General features: G+C 56.3%; 17 protein-coding genes. 8 read left to right on the forward strand and 9 right to left on the reverse strand.

Features of this window, described 5'->3' with window-relative positions:
- Positions 1-47: 47 nt before the first annotated feature.
- Entirely contained in the window at positions 48-548 is a 501-nt protein-coding gene (locus ACE3SE_RS11070; protein ID WP_045848614.1) for a YajQ family cyclic di-GMP-binding protein, read from the reverse strand.
- 193 nt (positions 549-741) lie between these two features.
- Between ACE3SE_RS11070 and ACE3SE_RS11075 the strand changes: the two genes are divergently transcribed.
- Entirely contained in the window at positions 742-1,380 is a 639-nt protein-coding gene (locus ACE3SE_RS11075; protein WP_374555271.1) for a LysE family translocator, read from the forward strand.
- Between the two features lie 83 nt (positions 1,381-1,463).
- On the opposite strand, the gene ACE3SE_RS11080 is transcribed toward ACE3SE_RS11075, so the two are convergent.
- The 4 genes from ACE3SE_RS11080 to ACE3SE_RS11095 form a co-directional block, all read right to left on the reverse strand.
- Positions 1,464-1,637, reverse strand: a complete 174-nt coding sequence (locus ACE3SE_RS11080) for a DUF2788 domain-containing protein (RefSeq protein WP_233160942.1) — start codon at positions 1,635-1,637, stop codon at positions 1,464-1,466.
- 206 nt (positions 1,638-1,843) lie between these two features.
- Positions 1,844-3,070 carry an argininosuccinate synthase gene (locus ACE3SE_RS11085; RefSeq protein WP_374555273.1) on the reverse strand — a complete coding sequence of 409 codons (1,227 nt, stop codon included), beginning with the start codon at positions 3,068-3,070 and terminating at the stop codon, positions 1,844-1,846.
- 44 nt (positions 3,071-3,114) lie between these two features.
- The gene (argF, locus tag ACE3SE_RS11090; protein ID WP_045848610.1) at positions 3,115-4,038 is read right to left on the reverse strand and encodes an ornithine carbamoyltransferase; all 924 of its coding nucleotides are present in this window, start codon (positions 4,036-4,038) and stop codon (positions 3,115-3,117) included.
- 191 nt (positions 4,039-4,229) lie between these two features.
- Positions 4,230-6,188 (reverse strand): aminotransferase class I/II-fold pyridoxal phosphate-dependent enzyme, encoded by a 1,959-nt coding sequence (locus tag ACE3SE_RS11095; RefSeq protein ID WP_199103351.1) that lies wholly within the window; start codon positions 6,186-6,188, stop codon positions 4,230-4,232.
- A gap of 262 nt (positions 6,189-6,450) precedes the next feature.
- On the opposite strand from ACE3SE_RS11095, the gene dinG reads away from it, so the two are divergent.
- From dinG to rnk, 6 genes are all read left to right on the forward strand, one after another.
- Positions 6,451-8,577 carry an ATP-dependent DNA helicase DinG gene (gene dinG, locus ACE3SE_RS11100; RefSeq protein WP_374555294.1) on the forward strand — a complete coding sequence of 709 codons (2,127 nt, stop codon included), beginning with the start codon at positions 6,451-6,453 and terminating at the stop codon, positions 8,575-8,577.
- A 128-nt stretch (positions 8,578-8,705) separates the two neighbouring features.
- Entirely contained in the window at positions 8,706-9,020 is a 315-nt protein-coding gene (locus tag ACE3SE_RS11105) for a DUF3579 domain-containing protein (RefSeq protein WP_045848607.1), read from the forward strand.
- A 167-nt stretch (positions 9,021-9,187) separates the two neighbouring features.
- The gene (locus ACE3SE_RS11110) at positions 9,188-10,321 is read left to right on the forward strand and encodes a porin (RefSeq protein WP_242673528.1); all 1,134 of its coding nucleotides are present in this window, start codon (positions 9,188-9,190) and stop codon (positions 10,319-10,321) included.
- Positions 10,322-10,428: 107 nt separating this feature from the next.
- Positions 10,429-11,226, forward strand: coding sequence for a type I methionyl aminopeptidase (gene map / locus ACE3SE_RS11115; protein WP_045848606.1), 798 nt, complete (start codon positions 10,429-10,431; stop codon positions 11,224-11,226).
- Positions 11,227-11,352: 126 nt separating this feature from the next.
- Positions 11,353-12,207: a flagellin N-terminal helical domain-containing protein gene (locus tag ACE3SE_RS11120; protein WP_374555277.1), complete on the forward strand. Its 855-nt coding sequence runs from the start codon at positions 11,353-11,355 to the stop codon at positions 12,205-12,207.
- Positions 12,208-12,317: 110 nt separating this feature from the next.
- On the forward strand, positions 12,318-12,728 hold the full coding sequence (gene rnk / locus ACE3SE_RS11125; RefSeq protein ID WP_045848604.1) for a nucleoside diphosphate kinase regulator: 411 nt from the start codon (positions 12,318-12,320) through the stop codon (positions 12,726-12,728).
- A 51-nt stretch (positions 12,729-12,779) separates the two neighbouring features.
- Here rnk and ACE3SE_RS11130 read toward each other — a convergent pair whose 3' ends face one another.
- The 4 genes from ACE3SE_RS11130 to ACE3SE_RS11145 all read right to left on the reverse strand — a co-directional run bounded on the left by ACE3SE_RS11130 (position 12,780) and on the right by ACE3SE_RS11145 (position 16,401).
- The gene (locus ACE3SE_RS11130) at positions 12,780-13,388 is read right to left on the reverse strand and encodes an alpha/beta hydrolase (RefSeq protein WP_374555279.1); all 609 of its coding nucleotides are present in this window, start codon (positions 13,386-13,388) and stop codon (positions 12,780-12,782) included.
- Positions 13,388-13,696 carry a (2Fe-2S) ferredoxin domain-containing protein gene (locus ACE3SE_RS11135; protein WP_045848602.1) on the reverse strand — a complete coding sequence of 103 codons (309 nt, stop codon included), beginning with the start codon at positions 13,694-13,696 and terminating at the stop codon, positions 13,388-13,390. The genes ACE3SE_RS11130 and ACE3SE_RS11135 overlap by 1 nt, the downstream gene beginning before the upstream one ends.
- A 62-nt stretch (positions 13,697-13,758) precedes the next feature.
- Positions 13,759-15,168: a replicative DNA helicase gene (gene dnaB, locus ACE3SE_RS11140; RefSeq protein WP_374555281.1), complete on the reverse strand. Its 1,410-nt coding sequence runs from the start codon at positions 15,166-15,168 to the stop codon at positions 13,759-13,761.
- A 51-nt stretch (positions 15,169-15,219) separates the two neighbouring features.
- On the reverse strand, positions 15,220-16,401 hold the full coding sequence (locus ACE3SE_RS11145) for an NAD(P)/FAD-dependent oxidoreductase (protein ID WP_374555283.1): 1,182 nt from the start codon (positions 16,399-16,401) through the stop codon (positions 15,220-15,222).
- A 129-nt stretch (positions 16,402-16,530) separates the two neighbouring features.
- Here ACE3SE_RS11145 and sodB point away from each other — a divergent pair, with 129 nt between their 5' ends.
- Positions 16,531-17,112 (forward strand): superoxide dismutase [Fe], encoded by a 582-nt coding sequence (gene sodB, locus ACE3SE_RS11150; RefSeq protein WP_045848599.1) that lies wholly within the window; start codon positions 16,531-16,533, stop codon positions 17,110-17,112.
- Positions 17,113-17,128 lie beyond the last annotated feature (16 nt).

A 17,128-nucleotide genomic window follows, 5' to 3' on the forward strand; every position in this document is an offset into this window, starting at 1 on the left:
GCAAAACCGGCCACAGTGGGCCGGTTCTGCATATAAGGAAAACAGGCTTAGTCGCGGAAGTTGTTGAACTGCAGCGGTACACCATTTTCCTTGTCGTCGGCAATTTCCTTGCGCAGCAGGGCAATGCATTCTTGCAGCAGGTCGCGCTTGGCACCGGACACACGTACTGCCTCGCCCTGGATGCTGGCCTGCACTTTCAGTTTGGCATCCTTGATGATCTTGACGATCTTCTTGGCCATTTCGGTTTCCAGGCCTTCCTTCACGGTCAGCACTTTCTTCACCTTGTTGCCACTGACCTTCTCCAGCTTGCCATACTCCAGGCTGCGCACATCAACGCCACGCTTGGACAATTTGTTGACCAGGATGTCATTGACCTGATCCAGCTGGAATTCCGCGTCGGCATACAGGGTGATGTCCTTGTCGGTCTGCTCGATGCGGGAATCGCTGCCCTTGAAATCGTAGCGGGTAGACACTTCCTTGTTGGCTTGCTCAACGGCGTTGCGCACTTCTACTTTATTGACTTCGGAAACAATATCAAAAGACGGCATGGGAGATCCTGTAAGGCTGAATAGCTCAATGGCGCAATTTTAGAGACTGTATGCCGCCTTGTCACCCGCCGCCCCTTGATATCGACAGCATCTAGCCTGTCCGCACTCGCAAGGCATGACACTGGCACATTCCGCTTGTCGTTTGAGCGCAAATCTTCAATCATGCTGTTTTAACCCGCGCAGGCAAGCAATCATGATCGTCACCCCCGAACAACTGGCGGCTTTCACGGCCGCCGCCATGCTGATCACCCTCTCCCCCGGACCGGACAACCTGATGGTACTGAGCCTGGGCATTGCCAAGGGCCGTCGTCAGGGCATGGCATTTGGCCTGGGCTGCGCGCTGGGCTGCATTACCCATACCCTGCTGGCCGCACTGGGTGTGAGCGCCCTGATTGCGGCCTCGCCCACGGCCTTTGGCCTGCTGAAATTTGCTGGTGGTGCCTACCTGGTTTATCTGGGTTGGCAAGCCATCCGCAGCCGGGGCAGCAGCCTGAAGGCCGACAAGGGTTCGGTTGATGACACGCCGCTGTCTGCCCACTTTCGCAAGGGCCTGATCGCCAATGCCATCAACCCCAAGGTGGTGCTGTTCTTCCTGGCTTTCCTGCCGCAATTCGTCAATCCGGCACAGGGCCATAGTGGCTGGCAAACTGCTATTCTGGGGCTGATCTTCACAGCACAAGCAGCCTTGCTGTTTGGCAGCCTGGGTTATTTTGCCGGTGCCATTGGCAGTTGGCTGAACCGTACCCCCAAGGCCAGTCAGTGGCTGGACCGCATTGCCGGCAGCATTTTCATCGCACTGGGCTTGCGCCTGATCCTGTCACCGCAGCGCTGAAACTGCTTGTCGGCTTATCTGATCCAGATGCAAAACGGGTTGGCACATGCCAACCCGTTTTATCCTGGTGCTGCCGCTCGGTCTTACTTGAGCACCAGAAACTCCACCAGCACGTTCTTGAAGATAAAGCCCACCACGCCAAAACCCAGCACCAGAAACAGGATGGCGGTACCCATCTTGCCCGCCTGGGACTTCTTGCCCAGATCCCAGATGATGAAGCCCATGAAAATGATGAGGCCGGTCAGGCACACGGCCATGGAAATATCGGTAAATTGCTCTTCAGACACCCTGATGTTCCTTGATGAATGCAGTGGTGGGCTCACATGATTTGTCGTGACATCTGTCAGTCAGACAAACAAAGTCGTTACGATACGCCGCATTGATCCCGCTCTCAACTTTTCCGCCGCTCGGCTACTGCACCAAATGAAAAACCGCCCGAAGGCGGTTTTGTTCACGGGGTCAATCAGCCGCGCTTGAGTTTAGCGTTGGCGGCAATCCGCATGCGCAGGGCATTGAGGCGGATGAAGCCGGCCGCATCGGCGTGGTTGTATGCGCCGCCGTCTTCGTCAAAGGTGGCGATGTTCGGGTCGAACAGTGAATCGGTCTTGGATTCGCGACCAACAACGATGACATTGCCCTTGTACAGCTTCAGACGTACCCAGCCGTTAACAGTGGCTTGCGAAGCGTCGATCAGGCCTTGCAGCATCTGACGCTCCGGGCTCCACCAGTAGCCGGTGTAGATGAGCTTGGCGTACTTCGGCATCAGCTCATCCTTCAGGTGGGCCACTTCGCGGTCCAGCGTGATGGATTCGATGGCGCGGTGTGCCTTCAGCATGATGGTGCCGCCCGGGGTTTCGTAGCAGCCACGGGACTTCATGCCCACGTAACGGTTTTCCACGATGTCCAGACGACCGATACCATGCTTGCCGCCCAGGCGGTTCAGCTCGGTCAGCACTTGTGCCGGGGACATGGCCACACCGTTGATGGCGGTGATGTCACCCTTTTCGTAGCTCAGCTCGATGTATTCGGCCTGGTCCGGGGCATTTTCCGGGCTGACCGTCCACAGCCACATATCTTCTTCCGGCTCGGCTGCCGGGTTTTCCAGCACGGTGCCTTCGTAGGAGATGTGCAGCAGGTTGGCATCCATGGAGTACGGGCTGCCACCGTTCTTTTTCTTGCTGATGTCGATGCCGTGCTTTTCAGCATAGGCCAGCAGCTTTTCACGGGACAGCAGGTCCCATTCGCGCCACGGCGCAATCACCTTGACGTCCGGTTTCAGAGCGTAGTAACCCAGCTCGAAACGCACCTGGTCGTTACCCTTGCCGGTGGCGCCGTGCGATACCGCATCGCCGCCCACGGCATTGGCGATTTCGATCTGGCGCTTGGAAATCAGCGGACGGGCGATGGAAGTACCCAGCAGGTACTCGCCTTCGTAGATGGCGTTGGCACGGAACATCGGGTAAACGTAGTCGCGCACGAACTCTTCGCGCAGGTCTTCGATAAAGATGTTTTCCGGCTTGATACCCAGCGCAATGGCTTTCTTGCGGGCCGGTTCCACTTCTTCACCCTGGCCGATGTCGGCGGTGAAGGTGACCACTTCACAGTGGTAGGTGTCTTGCAGCCATTTCAGGATGACGGAGGTATCCAGGCCACCGGAGTAGGCCAGCACTACTTTTTTGATGTCAGACATGATGCGTTTTCTTTCCAGCGAATCTAGTGGGTTGTCCTGCCGGTTCAGTCGTACTGATGACCAAGCAGCAGATATTCGATCAGGGCTTTCTGGGCGTGCATGCGGTTTTCCGCCTCGTCCCATACCACGCTCTGCGGGCCGTCGATGACTTCGGCGGTCACTTCCTCGCCGCGATGGGCAGGCAGGCAGTGCATGAACAATGCGTCCGGCTTGGCATGCTTCATCAGTTCGGCATTGACCTGATAGCTGGCAAATGCTTCCAGACGGGTGGCACTTTCGGCCTCGTAGCCCATGCTGGTGAACACGTCAGTGGTGACTAGGTCGGCACCTTCCACGGCCTTGACGGCACTATGGCTGGGCTCGAAGTGTTCCGGGCCGTAGTGTTCGCCATCCAGCACGGTCAGCTCGTAACCTACCGGGGTTGCCACCTTCAGCTTGAAGCCAAGAATCTTGGCTGCCTGCAGCCAGGTACGGCATACATTGTTGCCATCGCCGATCCAGGCAACGGTCTTGCCCTTGATCGAGCCACGATGCTCGATGAAGGTAAAGATGTCGGCCAGAATCTGACAGGGGTGGTATTCATTGGTCAGGCCATTAATGACCGGCACTTTGGAATGCGCAGCCAGACGTTCGACCAGCGATTGCTCAAAGGTACGGATCATGATGATATCGCTCATGCGCGACAGCACCCGTGCCGTATCTTCAATGGGTTCACCGCGCCCCAGCTGGGAGGTCTTGGTGTCCAGGAACATCGCATGACCGCCAAGCTGGGCCATGCCGGCTTCAAAGGAAACCCGCGTACGCGTGGAATTCTTTTCGAAGATCATGGACATTACGCGGCCTACCAGCGGCTGATACAGCTGTTTTTCGCTGTGTCGTCGCTTCAGAACCTTGGCACGCTCGAAGATGTGACGATACTCCTCGTGATTCAGGTCGCTGAATTGCAGGTAATGTCCTACTTGCTTCATGGGTAAGATTTCCAAAAAAAAAGACCATCGCGCATAGAACACGGTGTGTGTCTTCATGCGCAATGGCACATTACTACACGCAGGTCTCAAGTCAGTTAACTGGTGTCGCAATACCGTATCAATTGGATACTGGATTTATATATTTGCGACAATTGTTATATTTATCGGAAATTGACCATTCTGACAAGGTCTCAGCCAAACAACAATCTGTCAGGCAAATGCGAAAGCTCCCTATCTTTTAGCACTCTGACATACATTTCCCCACCATCTTCAGCGAGTCCGTGCATTTCTATGGTTTTTTGTGTCTTTTGCAGACGCGCCAGATAAGACAGGATACTGTCGTCAATCACCTGCCCCGGCACCAGAACGGGAATGCCAGGCGGGTAAGGGACGATCTGGTCGCAACACACCCGGCCATTGAGCGCGGCATTGGGACGGCCATCATCATCCAGCAAGGGCAGGCGCTCGCCGGCTTCGTAAAACGCGTCGCGCGGCAGGCAGGCCAGGCGGGAAAAACGCGGAATCTCCGGCATCCGCCCGACAGCACGCGGTGCGCGCTTTTCCTTGGCCAGTCGCAGCAGCGCATCATACAGCCGTGATACCTTGCTGCGCGTGGTACCCATGGTCAGCAACAGGGTGATGGTGCTGAAGGTGGATTTCTCCACCTGGATGTTGTATCGCTCGAACAGCTCGTGCTGCAGCTCATCGGTGGTAAAGCCGGACTGGCTGATATCCACGGTCAGCTTGGTCGGGTCCAGCCTGATGCCGTCCTCGCGCATCTCCTCTGGCAGCAGGTCTTCCAGCTCCAGCACGCGGAAGGCACCGGTGGAATTGATCTTGTCGCGCAGCTCCTCCGCCAGCTTCAGCGTACGGTCGAGCAAGCGATAGCCCTCGGTCACCGCCTGCTTGCGTGCCACGTCCAGGCTGGCAATCAGGTTGTATTGCGGACTGGTGGAGGTATGCATATTGAAATTCTCCCGGAACAGATGCTCGTCAAATCCGGGGTCATTCACGTGAATCATGCTGGCTTGCGAGAAGGCGGACAGAATTTTGTGGGTGCTTTGCGTGACATAGTCGGCACCGGACTCCAGTGCCGTGGGGCGGAAAGCCGGGTGGAAACGGGCAAAACCGTACCAGGCTTCATCCACGATCACCTTGATGCCCTTCTCGTGCGCAGCTTCGATAATGGGCACCAGGTCATATCGCAAGCCATCATAAGTGCAGGAAGTCAGAATCAGCACCCGCGCATCCGGGTTGGCTTCGATGGCGGCAAAAATGGTGGCCTTGGGCACCGGACCGAAAATGCCGTACTGCTTGTTGATGGAAGAATCCAGATACACCGGCAAGGCACCGGACAGAATCACCCCGTGATGCACGGACTTATGGCAGTTTCGGTCCAGCAGCAGCTTGTCACCCGGGGCCAGCAAGGTCTGGAAGATCACCTTGTTGGAGGTGGAGGTACCGTTGGTAGCGAAATAGGTCTTGCGTGCGCCAAAGGCTTTGGCGGCCAGTTTTTGCGACTCGGCAATTACCCCGGTCGGGTGCAGCAGGGAATCCAGCATCGGCACGGAAACGGACAGGTCGGCGCGCAACATGTTCTCGCCGACAAAGTCGTAAAAATCCCCCACCCACGGGCTGCCCTTGAGCGAATCGCCACCCGCGTGGCCCGGAGTGTGCCAGGAATCCTTGGCCATGCGCACATATTGCTTGAGCTTGTCGTAAAACGGCGTGGCAGACTTTTCCGCCAGTTCGGCAGTGAGGATACGGAACCAGCCGTTGTAGTCGGTTTCGTCGCGGTAGAAATAGCCATCCACCGCGTGACTGGCCAGATTCTCCACCAGCACGCGCTCGTCATCATCCATCAGCAATACATACAAGGATAATTCCGGGCGAAAATCACTGATCTGGTTGGCCAGCGTCACCGCCGCCTGATTCAGGCCCTTCTCTTGCAACTGCTTGTCCACCAGCACGGCCTGGATATCACCATCACGCCGGATGATGTCCATTGCCTCCTTCAGACGGGAGGCGCCAATAAAGGTGAGGCCATAAGGATTTTCCAGCCGCACGGCCACGGCACCCAGCCCGGCCAGAACGTCGGACTGCCACTTTGCATCATCGCTTACCACCAGAACGCGGCTAACGGGTGTCATCAACTCATTTCTCCTGTGTGCAGAACACTGCGTACTTGTTATTTGTCTGTCCATGCGTACGCAAAACGTCTCAGTCAATTCTTGTCACAAGCCAACCGCTTTCACGCGAAGCTTGTGCCGTTGCTGATCACGCTTGATGAATTTGGCTATCGTATCCACAAGCTGAGTGCGTCGTCATTTTGCAAAGCACCATTTGCGCACAAACGAAAATCCATGACGCTTTAGCCGCTAAATCAGCCTCAGCTTGCGGTACAATCGCGCCATGCTGACCGATGCCGAAAAAGACGCCATTCGCGACCACTACCGCACCATTGCCGACAACCTGCCGGGCTTCCGCCCGCGCGCGGCACAACGGCGCATGCTGGCCGAGATTGCCAACGCCCTGTCCCGCAGCCTGGAAAAGCAAGGCGATGCTTATCCCAACCGCGAGGGTGAAAGCATCGCGGTGATCGAAGGGCCAACCGGTGTTGGCAAAAGCCTGGCCTACCTGCTGGCCGGTGGCGTGATGGCTAGGTCGCGCGGCAAAAAACTGGTGGTCACCAGCGCCACCGTCGCCCTGCAAGAGCAGCTGGTCAACCGCGACCTGCCCTTCGTGGTGGAAAACAGCGGCCTGCCGCTCACCTTCGCGCTGGCCAAGGGCCGCGGCCGTTATCTGTGCCCGCAGCGCATCTACGCCCTGACCGCTGAAAATGCCCAAGGCCAGCTGCTGGCCCCAGACCCGATGCTGGCCTTATGGGACCGCAAGCCGCAGGCTGGCGAAATAGAAGCCCTGCGCAGCATGGCCGATGAGTTTTACTACCGGCGCTGGAACGGCGACCGCGACACCTGGAAAGAAGTGATCGAGGACGGCTTGTGGAGCCGGGTCACCAACGACCGTCACGGCTGCCTGAAAGCCGCCTGCCCCAATCGGCCGGAATGCCCGTTCTACCTGGCACGCGACACGCTGGAAACCGTAGACGTCATCGTGGCCAACCACGACCTGATGCTGGCGGATGTCTCCATGGGCGGCGGCGTCATCCTGCCCGCGCCGGAAGACAGCTACTACTGCATCGACGAGGCGCACCATCTGGCCAAAAAGGCCATCAACCAGTTCTCGGCCGAACATTCACTGGCCCAGGCCATGGGCTGGCTGGACAAGGTCGCCCCCACGGCCGCCCGGGTGGAAACGCTGACCGGCAAGGTGGAAATCACTGCACAAGCCATGGATGCCACCAGCGCCTGCATGGAAACGCTGAATGAATGGTTGTGGCTGCTCAGCGGCGAGGAAGCCCTCAGCGCCAACAGTGAAAACATGGAACCCACCTGGCTGATGGAAGACGGCCAGTTGCCGGAGCGTCTGCAACAGCCGGCACGCAATATGGCCATGGCCGCCCGCGCCATCTTCAAGCACCTGGCCGCACTGAATGATGCACTGACCGAAGCGCGCAAGGAAAAAGGCAGCGATACCACGCAAATTGACAAAGCCGCCGCCGATATCGGTTTTCTCAACGGCCGTGCCGAACAGCTGATGGCCGTGTGGGATCTGTTTGAAAAGGAAACAGAAGAAAGCGCACCGCCCATTGCCAAGTGGATCACCCGTCGCATTGAGGGCAAGGGAGACTACATATTCTCCGCATCCCCAGTCAGCGCAGCGGCCAGCCTGGCAGCCACCTTGTGGCGTCGAGCCGCCGGAGCCGTACTCACCTCGGCCACCCTGCGCTCGCTTGGTGCCTTTGACCTGCTGCTTGGGCAAACCGGCCTGAAATGGCTGCCACAAGTGACTTGCGTGGCACTGGACTCGCCCTTCAACTTCACCGAGCAGGGTGAACTCTACCTGCCACCCATGCTGACCAGCCCCAAGGACCCGCAAGGCCATACCAGGGAAATCGTCGAATGGTTGCCCAAGCTGATTGATACCGCAGAAGCCGTCGGTACGCTGGTGCTGTTTTCCTCACGCAAGCAAATGCAGGATGTGGCGGCTGCCTTGCCGGAGAACCTGCGCAGCCAGTTGCTGATTCAGGGCGAGATTCCCAAATCCGTGCTGCTGGAAACCCACCATACCCGTCTCAAGAATAGCCAGGCCAGCGTCATCTTCGGGCTGGACTCTTTCTCCGAAGGGCTGGACTTGCCTGGGGAAAGCTGCGTCCACGTCATCATAGCCAAACTGCCATTTGCCATGCCGGACGACCCGGTAGGCAAAACCCTGTCACGCTGGATAGAAAAGCGCGGCGGCAACCCCTTTGTCGAACTCACCGTTCCCGAAGCATCCATCAAGCTGATCCAGGCTGTTGGTCGCCTGATCCGCACCGAGCGCGACTATGGACGCGTCACCATTCTGGACAACCGACTGGTGAAACAAAGTTACGGAAAAAAACTGTTGTCCTCGTTACCGCCATTCAAGCGCATCTGATTTTCAGGTAAAATTGCGGGTAAACCCGCTATTGCCTTGCAACAAAGACAGTCCAATACAACAACACTGTCTTTGCTATAGATAAATACAGAGACCACACCTTAAAGAGCACACTCCGGTTAATCACCATGATTTGCAATCCATATGAAGTAGTCATCCAGGGACTCACCTCCGAAGGCCGCACCTTCCGCCCCAGCGACTGGGCAGAACGTCTGGCAGGCATCCTGGCCTCTTTCGGTGGCGATCAGAAACTTTCCTACCACGCCTTCGTCCGCCCCATGCTGCTCGAAGGTGTGCGTTGCGTTGCCGTCGACAAGAAGCTGCAGAAGATCGATCCGCAGGTCTTCCAGTTTCTGATGGATTTCGCCAAGGACAATGATTTGCGTATTGTCGATTGTCGAACACTGATCGACGAGATCTACCCCAACAAGTTTTTGGCGTAAATACAACAAATCCGGTTTGGCGAGGCTTGATCTGCATCATTACTGCAACATCGCCGTCACATTTTGTGGTTAAACTTCGACAGTACTGACGTCCTGGACGGCTCAAATATAGAGTTCCGCCACAGCCAGTACGCATAACGAAACACAAAACCCCTGATGGAGCACTGATGATGCACAAGAAAAGCTTAGCCGCACTGGTTGCAACCCTGTTCGCCGTTCCGTTCGCCGCTCACGCCGACGTTACCATTTATGGTTTCCTGAGCAGCAGCATCGAATCCACCAAAGCCACCGGCGCTACCGCCGGCTCTGCTTCCGATTACAAATCCCGCACCCGCGTCGTGGATGACAACTCCCGCATCGGCTTCAAGGGCACCGAAGACCTGGGCAATGGCACCAAGGCCATCTGGCAGGTTGAAAGCAGCTTGAAGTACTTTGAACAAGGCGGCACCAACGACAAGGGCGAAACTGCCACCTTCGCCACCCGCAACAGCTTCGTAGGCCTGGACAACGGCACTTTCGGTAAAGTACTGCTGGGTCAGAATGACTCCGCTTACAAGGCAATGACCAACATCGGCCTGAACCTGTTCGGCGACACCACCGCTGAAAACAACGGCTCCGGTCAGGTTTACAGCCGTGCAGAAACCCGTCTGAAGAACTCCATCCACTACTTCTCCCCGAACTGGTCCGGCTTCCAGATTGGTGCTTCTTACGGTGTTGATGAAACCCGTACCAATGGTACCAATGCCTCCCGCATCTCCCTGGCAACCAACTACACCAACGGTGGCCTGCAAGTTGCAGCGGGCTGGGATCGTCAGAATGACAAAGGCGATTACAAAGGCGCAACCACCTTCTCCGGCAAAAACACCAACTTCTACAAACTGGCTACCAGCTACAAATTCGCCACGGGTACTTTCGTGGGTGCCGGTTATGAATTCGGTCGTTTTGACTCCACCACCACTGGCACTACTCTGAAGCAAGATGACTGGACCCTGTCTGTTGGCCAGGATATCGGCGCTGCTACCGTGAAACTGGAATACAGCTCGCTGGGTCGCCTGAAGGGTGCTGCGGCAGGTACTGAAGACAACTACAAGGCTCATCAGTGGGCTCTGGGTGTTGACTACAACCTGAGCAAGACCACCAAGGTGTTCAGCTACTACACCAAGATCACCAACAAGAGCGCCCAAAGCGCTAACTTTGCCAACACCTCCATCTACACTTCCGGTGTAGGTACCTCCTCTGCCGCTCTGGCAGCCGGTGTTGACCCGCAAGCCTTCGGTGTTGGCCTGAAGGTAGCGTTCTAAGCTGAACATCGCTTAGCAACAAACTGTAAAACGGGCGTCCTGCGGGATGCCCGTTTTTTCATCATTTGCTAGAATGGAACATTGCCGCACACACCAAGACCACCACAATGAGCGTTGAACTGAAAACAGCCGCCGATATCGAGAAAATGCGTATCGCCGGCAAGCTTGCTTCCGAAGTACTCGACTACATCACGCCTTTCGTCAAACCCGGTGTCACCACCGAGGCCATCGACAAGCTTTGCCATGACTACATGGTCAATGTGCAAGGCTGCATTCCGGCTCCGCTCAACTACGCGCCGGACGGCCACAACCCCTACCCCAAGTCAATCTGCACCTCGATCAACAGCGTGGTGTGCCATGGTATTCCCAATGACAAGCCGCTGAAGAACGGCGACATCATGAACATCGACATTACCGTCATCAAGGATGGTTACCACGGCGACACCAGCCGCATGTTCTATGTTGGCGAAGTCAGCGAGCATGCCCGCCGTCTGTGCAAGATTACTTATGAATGCATGTGGCGCGGTATTGAAAAGGTCAAACCAGGTGCCACACTGGGTGACATCGGCTATGCGATTCAGCAATATGCCGAAGCCAGCGGCTACAGTGTGGTGCAAGAGTTCTGCGGCCACGGCATTGGCAAGCGCTTCCACGAAGAGCCGCAAGTCCTGCACTATGGCCGCCCCGGCACCGGGCTCAAACTGGAAGCCGGCATGATCTTCACCATCGAACCGATGATCAACCAGGGTAAACGTCACCTGCGCATGATGGGCGATGGCTGGACAGTCGCCACCAAGGACCGCAGCTTGTCGGCGCAGTGGGAGCACACCATTCTGGTTACCGAAACCGGCTACGAAGTGCTGACACAGTCTGCCGGCACACCTGCCAAACCTGCTTCTCGCTGAGTTTTATTAGCAATACAACAGTAAACACCCGCTCCAGGCGGGTGTTTTTGTGTAAATACTGGTTAAGCAGCAAGACTGAAACTATAGTTAAGGCCGTGATCTGACTGTACTGTAAGCGAGCATGACATGTTAACCATCGGCAGCAATTCTAGTGTTCTAAGTGCACAGGCCCAGCTGGAGAAATCGCGCAAGAAAACCGAACAGACTCTGGAACAGCTCTCGTCCGGCACACAACTGAACAATGCTGCAGTGAATGCTGCAAATACAGCCCTGTCACAATCCCTTGAGGCGCAGGTTCGCGGCGATAATCAGGCAAGCAGCAATGCACTGGACGGGATTTCCGTGGTGCAAACTGCCGACAGCGCCCTATCGCAATTGCAAAGCAATACCCAGCAGATTCAGGAACTAGCCATCCAGGCCGGCAATGCAGCCCTCAACAGCAGCAATCGCCAGGCCTTGCAACAACAGGTGGATCAGCTCACCCAAAGCAACTCGGCCATTATCCAGAACACCCAGTACAACGGCACGGCACTACTGAGCAGCAATAACAGCCTGCAATTTCAGGTTGGACCCAATGGCGGCAGTGGTAACCAGATCAACGTCAGCACCAGCAATCTGTCAGCCTCGCCTTCCAGTGGAGGCCTCAACAGCTACAATGCCAATCTGGCAGCCACCGGCACCATTGATCTGTCCAGCCCCGCCAGCGCCATTGCAGCACAATCGCAGATGCAAGCAGACCTTGCCACCATTGGCAACTCGCGCACCCAGCTGGGTGCAGCCAGCAATCAATTTGCTGCGGCCATCAGTAATTTGCAAAATGCCTCACTTAATGCCCAGGCAGCCAACAGTCGCATCAGCGACACCGACTTTGCAGCAGCCACAGCGCAATTGGTGCAGCAGCAAATCCTTGGCCAGTCAGCCATCGCCGTGCAGGCACAAGCCAATCTTTCCCAGCGTAGTGCACTCAGCCTGCTTGGCTAGACCAGTGGCAACTTTCCGTCGCCCTGACACTCCAACTCCAATACCTCATTTATCACCATGCGCACAGGCTTGAAAATGCCTGTGCTTTTTATTGCGAGAAGGAGTCAACCATGCCCAGCCAACCATCCATCATTGTTTCCAGTCTTGATTACGAAAGGCTGGCAGCCTGGATGGAGCGCATGCCAGCTCAGGACAAGACAACGCTGGCGGCGCTGGAAGCCGAGCTGGAACGTGCCGAAGTGGTAGAGCCGGAAGACATACCGGCGGGTATCATCACCATGAACAGTACGGCACGGGTACGTATTGAACAAAGCGGCGAAGAAAAACTGCTGACACTGGTCTACCCCAATCAGGCAGACGGCACTGCTGGGCATGTTTCAGTTCTGGCGCCGGTTGGTGCTGCCCTGCTAGGCCTGGCCGAAGGGCAGTCGATTGACTGGCCTACGCTGGCAGGTCAAACCCGTCTCACCGTCCTGGAAGTCACCTACCAGCCTGAAGCAGCCGGCGATCTGCACCGTTAATTAAAAATAGCCAGTCAACAGACTGGCTATTTTCGTGTTGGCAAGACGGGCTTACCAGCAGCGCTGAATCATCTGCCCCAGCTTGATCAGCTTGCCATGGAAGAAGTGTCCCGCACCCGGGAACACCATAACCGGCAAATCCTGTGGACGCGCCCAGTCCAGCACAGCTGACAGCGGAATCACCTCATCCTCTTCACCATGAATCACCAGGGTATCAGCCGGCACCGCTGGAGTCGGAATGGTGTACTTACCCACTGCCACACCCATCAGCAACAACTTGTCAGCCTCAATCACGGCACGGGTTCGCGCCGCCACAAAACCGCCGAACGAGAACCCTGCCAGTGCCAGCGGCAAGTCGCCATGCACCGTACGAGCATGCTCCACCACGGCAATGACATCCTCCACCTCGCCAACCCCATGGTCGTGCTGACCGCGGCTCTCCCCCACCCCGCGCAAGTTCGGGCAGTAACAAGCATAACCCAGCTGAGACAGCGCCTTGGCGGCTGTCTGCACCACCTTGTTGGTATTGGTGCCGCCCTGTAACGGGTTCGGGTGGCAAATCACGGCAATTCCCTGCGGCTCGCCTTGCGGCAATACCACGATGGTTTCCAGCTCGCCAACCGGGCCGGAAATCACACACTTGTTCAGGGCTTTCAACATCAGATCTTCAACCTTTCAACAACACGACCAGCCACCATGTGCTCATCGATGATTTCGTCAATGTCCTCACGATCGACAAAGGTGTACCAGGTCTCTTGCGGATAAACCACCATCACCGGCCCATCATCACAACGCCCCAGACAGCCCGCCTTATTGATACGGATCTTGCCGTCACCCGCCAGGCCCAGCGCCTTGACACGGTCCTTCATATAGCCCAGTAGCTCACTGGAACCATGGTTATTGCAGCAATCCTCCCCGGCAGCACGCTGGTTGCAACAGATAAATACATGTTTGTCGAAATAGCTCATGAACTACCTTTCGTGAACGGATACAGACTTGCTGCACCCGGTAACCAGATCATCAGGCGGGGTTAGCCGTCACTATCCGCCCAGCCACTGATACCCAGCGTGGCGGCATTTTCGAATTTGGCGTGCTTGCCGACAAAGGCCAGCCGCACCGCACCGGTGGGGCCATTACGGTGCTTACCGATAATGGCCTCGGCCATGCCTTTCACTTCCACGTTTTCCGGGTTGTAGTACTCTTCGCGATACATGAAGATAATGATGTCAGCATCCTGCTCGATGGCACCGGATTCACGCAAGTCAGACATCATCGGGCGCTTGTTGGGACGCTGCTCCACCGCACGCGACAGCTGCGACAGCGCAATCACCGGCACCTGCAACTCTTTGGCCAGGCCCTTCAGGCCACGGGAAATTTCGCCCAACTCGGCAGTACGGTTATCACCACGACCAGAACCCGACATCAGCTGCAAATAGTCGATCACGATCAAGCCAAGCTTGCCGCCATGCTGACGTGCCAGACGGCGGGCACGGGCACGTAGTTCCAGTGCAGTGAGTGCCGGGGTTTCGTCGATATACATCGGCGCTTCCGACAGCTTGCCGATAGCGTAAGTGAGTTTTTGCCAGTCCTCATCGCCCAGCTTGCCGGTACGCAATACATGCTGATCAAGCCGCCCCACCGAGCCCAGCATACGCATCACCAGCTGCGCGCCACCCATTTCCATGGAAAACACTGCCACCGGCAAATGCGCCTCCACTGCCACATGCTCGGCAATATTCATCGAGAACGCGGTTTTACCCATGGATGGACGCCCAGCCACAATCACCAGATCCCCTGGCTGCAGACCGGATGTCTTGGCATCCAGGTCGATAAAGCCGGTAGGAATACCTGTCACTTCGTCCGGATTATCACGGCTGTAAAGCATGTCAATCCGTTCCACCACTTCCTTCAGCAGGCCTGGCATTTCCAGAAAGCCCTGCTTGGACTTGGCGGTGGATTCGGCAATCTGGAACACCTTGCCCTCTGCTTCGTCCAGCAGCTGGGCAGCATCGCGGCCTTGTGGCGTGTATGCCGATTCGGCAATCTCCGCCCCGACCGCCGCCAGCTGACGCATGATGGAACGCTCGCGCACGATTTCGGCATAGCGACGGATATTGGCAGCAGATGGCGTGTTCTGCGCCAGCGTTGCCAGGTAAGACAGACCGCCCACATCCGCCAGCTCGGCGTTTTTGTCCAGCACCTCGGATACCGTCACCACATCGGCAGGACGGCCCAGCTCAATCAGACGGGCAATATGCTTGAAAATCAGCTTGTGGTCATGGCGGTAAAAATCCGCCTCGGACACTACATCAGCAATCTTGTCGAAAGCACCATTATCCAGCATCAAACCGCCAAGAACCGATTGTTCGGCCTCGGTCGAATGCGGCGGCGTGCGCAGGGATGCCATGGCACCATCAAAATTTTCGTACTGTTCGGTCATGGAGACTCAATGAAATGTGCAACAGGCAAGAACCGGGATCAGGTGGCAATTCTAGCAGTTTTTGCCGGCCACATAGCCGGATGACCACGCCCACTGGAAGTTGTACCCACCCAGCCAGCCGGTAACATCAACGACTTCACCGATAAAAAACAGGCCTGGCACATCCTTGGCTTCCATGGTTTTGGAAGACAAGGCCTTGGTGGAAACCCCACCACGCGTCACCTCAGCCTTCTTGTAGCCCTGGGTACCATTGGGCTTGATGCGCCAATGCTGAATCTGCTCCGCCAGTTGCAGCCGCTTTTTGGGCGACAAATCCTTCAGCCTGACATTGAAGCCCAACCGGCTCAACCACGCCTCGGCAAAACGCTTGGGCCAGCCCAACTCAGCCAGCGCATTACTCAATAGCTGTTCACTGCCTTGCCGCTCCTCCAGAAACTTCGCTACTTCACAATCAGGCAGCAGATTGATCACCACATCCATTCCCGGTTCCCAGTAAGAGGAAATCTGCAGGATGGCCGGGCCGGACAAGCCTTTGTGAGTAAACAGGATCTGCTCACGGAAACGCCCCTTGCCGGCGCGCACTTCCACATCCAGTGACACCCCTGCCAGTGGAGCAAAGGCCTCGGCATCCTCGACATGAAACGTCAGCGGCACCAAGGCCGGACTCAGCCCTGTTACCGGCAGCCCGAACTGCTCGGCAATACGGTAGCCCAGCGGTGTTGCACCGATTTGCGGGATGGACAAGCCACCGGTGGCCACCACAAGCGCATGCGCACTGAAGAGACCTGCGGTAGTTTCAAGCACAAATAAACCTGTTTCATCTTTGGTAACAGTACTGATGCTAACGCCCATCTGACGGAACACCCTGCCTTTTTGACACTCAGCGTCCAGCATATCGATGACCTGCTGACTGGAATCATCACAAAACAACTGCCCCAGTTTCTTTTCGTGATAAGCAATGCCATGCCGTTCAATCATGGCAATAAAATCCTGCGGACCAAACTGTGCCAGTGCCGAGCGACAAAAATGCGGGTTTTCAGATAAATAGCGCTCTGGCTTCGCATCATGGTTGGTGAAATTACAGCGACCACCACCGGAAATACGAATTTTCTCTGCCAGCTTTTCGGCATGATCCAGCAGCAACACCTTGCGTCCACGCTGCCCCGCAATAGCGGCACACATCATGCCAGCAGCCCCGGCACCCAGAACCACGACGTCGAATGACTTATTCATTTTCTTACTTTACTTATTTAGTCAACTATTGGCGATCAAGTGTTGAATCCAGTACACTTGCTGTTACAGTTATCCGCTAGATTCGGCTTTCGCAATTTCGCAAGCCCAATTCTCAACAAGGAGAGCATGATGGAACACAAACTGCCGGAACTGCCTTACGCACTGGATGCGCTGGCCCCCCACATCTCCAAGGAAACCCTGGAATTCCACTACGGCAAGCATCATCAGACTTACATCACCAACCTGAACAACCTGATCAAGGGCACCGAGTTTGAAAATGCCTCGCTGGAAGAAATCGTCAAGAAATCTTCCGGTGGCATCTTCAATAATGCCGCTCAGGTATGGAACCACACTTTCTACTGGTTTGGCCTGGCTCCGAATGCTGGCGGCGAACCGACTGGCGCGCTGGCTGATGCCATCAATGCCAAGTGGGGCTCCTTCGAAGAGTTCAAGAAGGCCTTTACCCAGACTGCCGTTGGCACCTTCGGCTCCGGCTGGGCCTGGCTGGTGAAGAATAGCGATGGCTCGCTGGACCTGGTTTCCACCAGCAATGCCGCCACTCCGCTGACCACCGACAAGACCCCGATCCTGACCTGTGACGTGTGGGAGCATGCCTACTACATCGACTACCGCAATAGCCGTCCGAACTATCTGGACAGCTTCTGGAAGCTGGTAAACTGGGACTTCGCTGCCAAGAATTTTGCGGCTTAAGCATCCCGGATAAAAC

Origin of the sequence: Aquitalea pelogenes (assembly GCF_041914625.1) — a bacterium.
GTDB lineage: Bacteria > Pseudomonadota > Gammaproteobacteria > Burkholderiales > Chromobacteriaceae > Aquitalea > Aquitalea pelogenes.

Coding starts and splice junctions, on each gene's coding strand:
- ACE3SE_RS11070 (WP_045848614.1), bottom strand. CDS start 548: ATGCCGTCTTTTGATATTGTTTCCGAAGTCAATAAAGTAGAAGTGCGC.
- ACE3SE_RS11075 (WP_374555271.1), top strand. CDS start 742: ATGATCGTCACCCCCGAACAACTGGCGGCTTTCACGGCCGCCGCCATG.
- ACE3SE_RS11080 (WP_233160942.1), bottom strand. CDS start 1,637: ATGGCCGTGTGCCTGACCGGCCTCATCATTTTCATGGGCTTCATCATC.
- ACE3SE_RS11085 (WP_374555273.1), bottom strand. CDS start 3,070: ATGTCTGACATCAAAAAAGTAGTGCTGGCCTACTCCGGTGGCCTGGAT.
- argF (WP_045848610.1), bottom strand. CDS start 4,038: ATGAAGCAAGTAGGACATTACCTGCAATTCAGCGACCTGAATCACGAG.
- ACE3SE_RS11095 (WP_199103351.1), bottom strand. CDS start 6,188: ATGACACCCGTTAGCCGCGTTCTGGTGGTAAGCGATGATGCAAAGTGG.
- dinG (WP_374555294.1), top strand. CDS start 6,451: ATGCTGACCGATGCCGAAAAAGACGCCATTCGCGACCACTACCGCACC.
- ACE3SE_RS11105 (WP_045848607.1), top strand. CDS start 8,706: ATGATTTGCAATCCATATGAAGTAGTCATCCAGGGACTCACCTCCGAA.
- ACE3SE_RS11110 (WP_242673528.1), top strand. CDS start 9,188: ATGATGCACAAGAAAAGCTTAGCCGCACTGGTTGCAACCCTGTTCGCC.
- map (WP_045848606.1), top strand. CDS start 10,429: ATGAGCGTTGAACTGAAAACAGCCGCCGATATCGAGAAAATGCGTATC.
- ACE3SE_RS11120 (WP_374555277.1), top strand. CDS start 11,353: ATGTTAACCATCGGCAGCAATTCTAGTGTTCTAAGTGCACAGGCCCAG.
- rnk (WP_045848604.1), top strand. CDS start 12,318: ATGCCCAGCCAACCATCCATCATTGTTTCCAGTCTTGATTACGAAAGG.
- ACE3SE_RS11130 (WP_374555279.1), bottom strand. CDS start 13,388: ATGTTGAAAGCCCTGAACAAGTGTGTGATTTCCGGCCCGGTTGGCGAG.
- ACE3SE_RS11135 (WP_045848602.1), bottom strand. CDS start 13,696: ATGAGCTATTTCGACAAACATGTATTTATCTGTTGCAACCAGCGTGCT.
- dnaB (WP_374555281.1), bottom strand. CDS start 15,168: ATGACCGAACAGTACGAAAATTTTGATGGTGCCATGGCATCCCTGCGC.
- ACE3SE_RS11145 (WP_374555283.1), bottom strand. CDS start 16,401: ATGAATAAGTCATTCGACGTCGTGGTTCTGGGTGCCGGGGCTGCTGGC.
- sodB (WP_045848599.1), top strand. CDS start 16,531: ATGGAACACAAACTGCCGGAACTGCCTTACGCACTGGATGCGCTGGCC.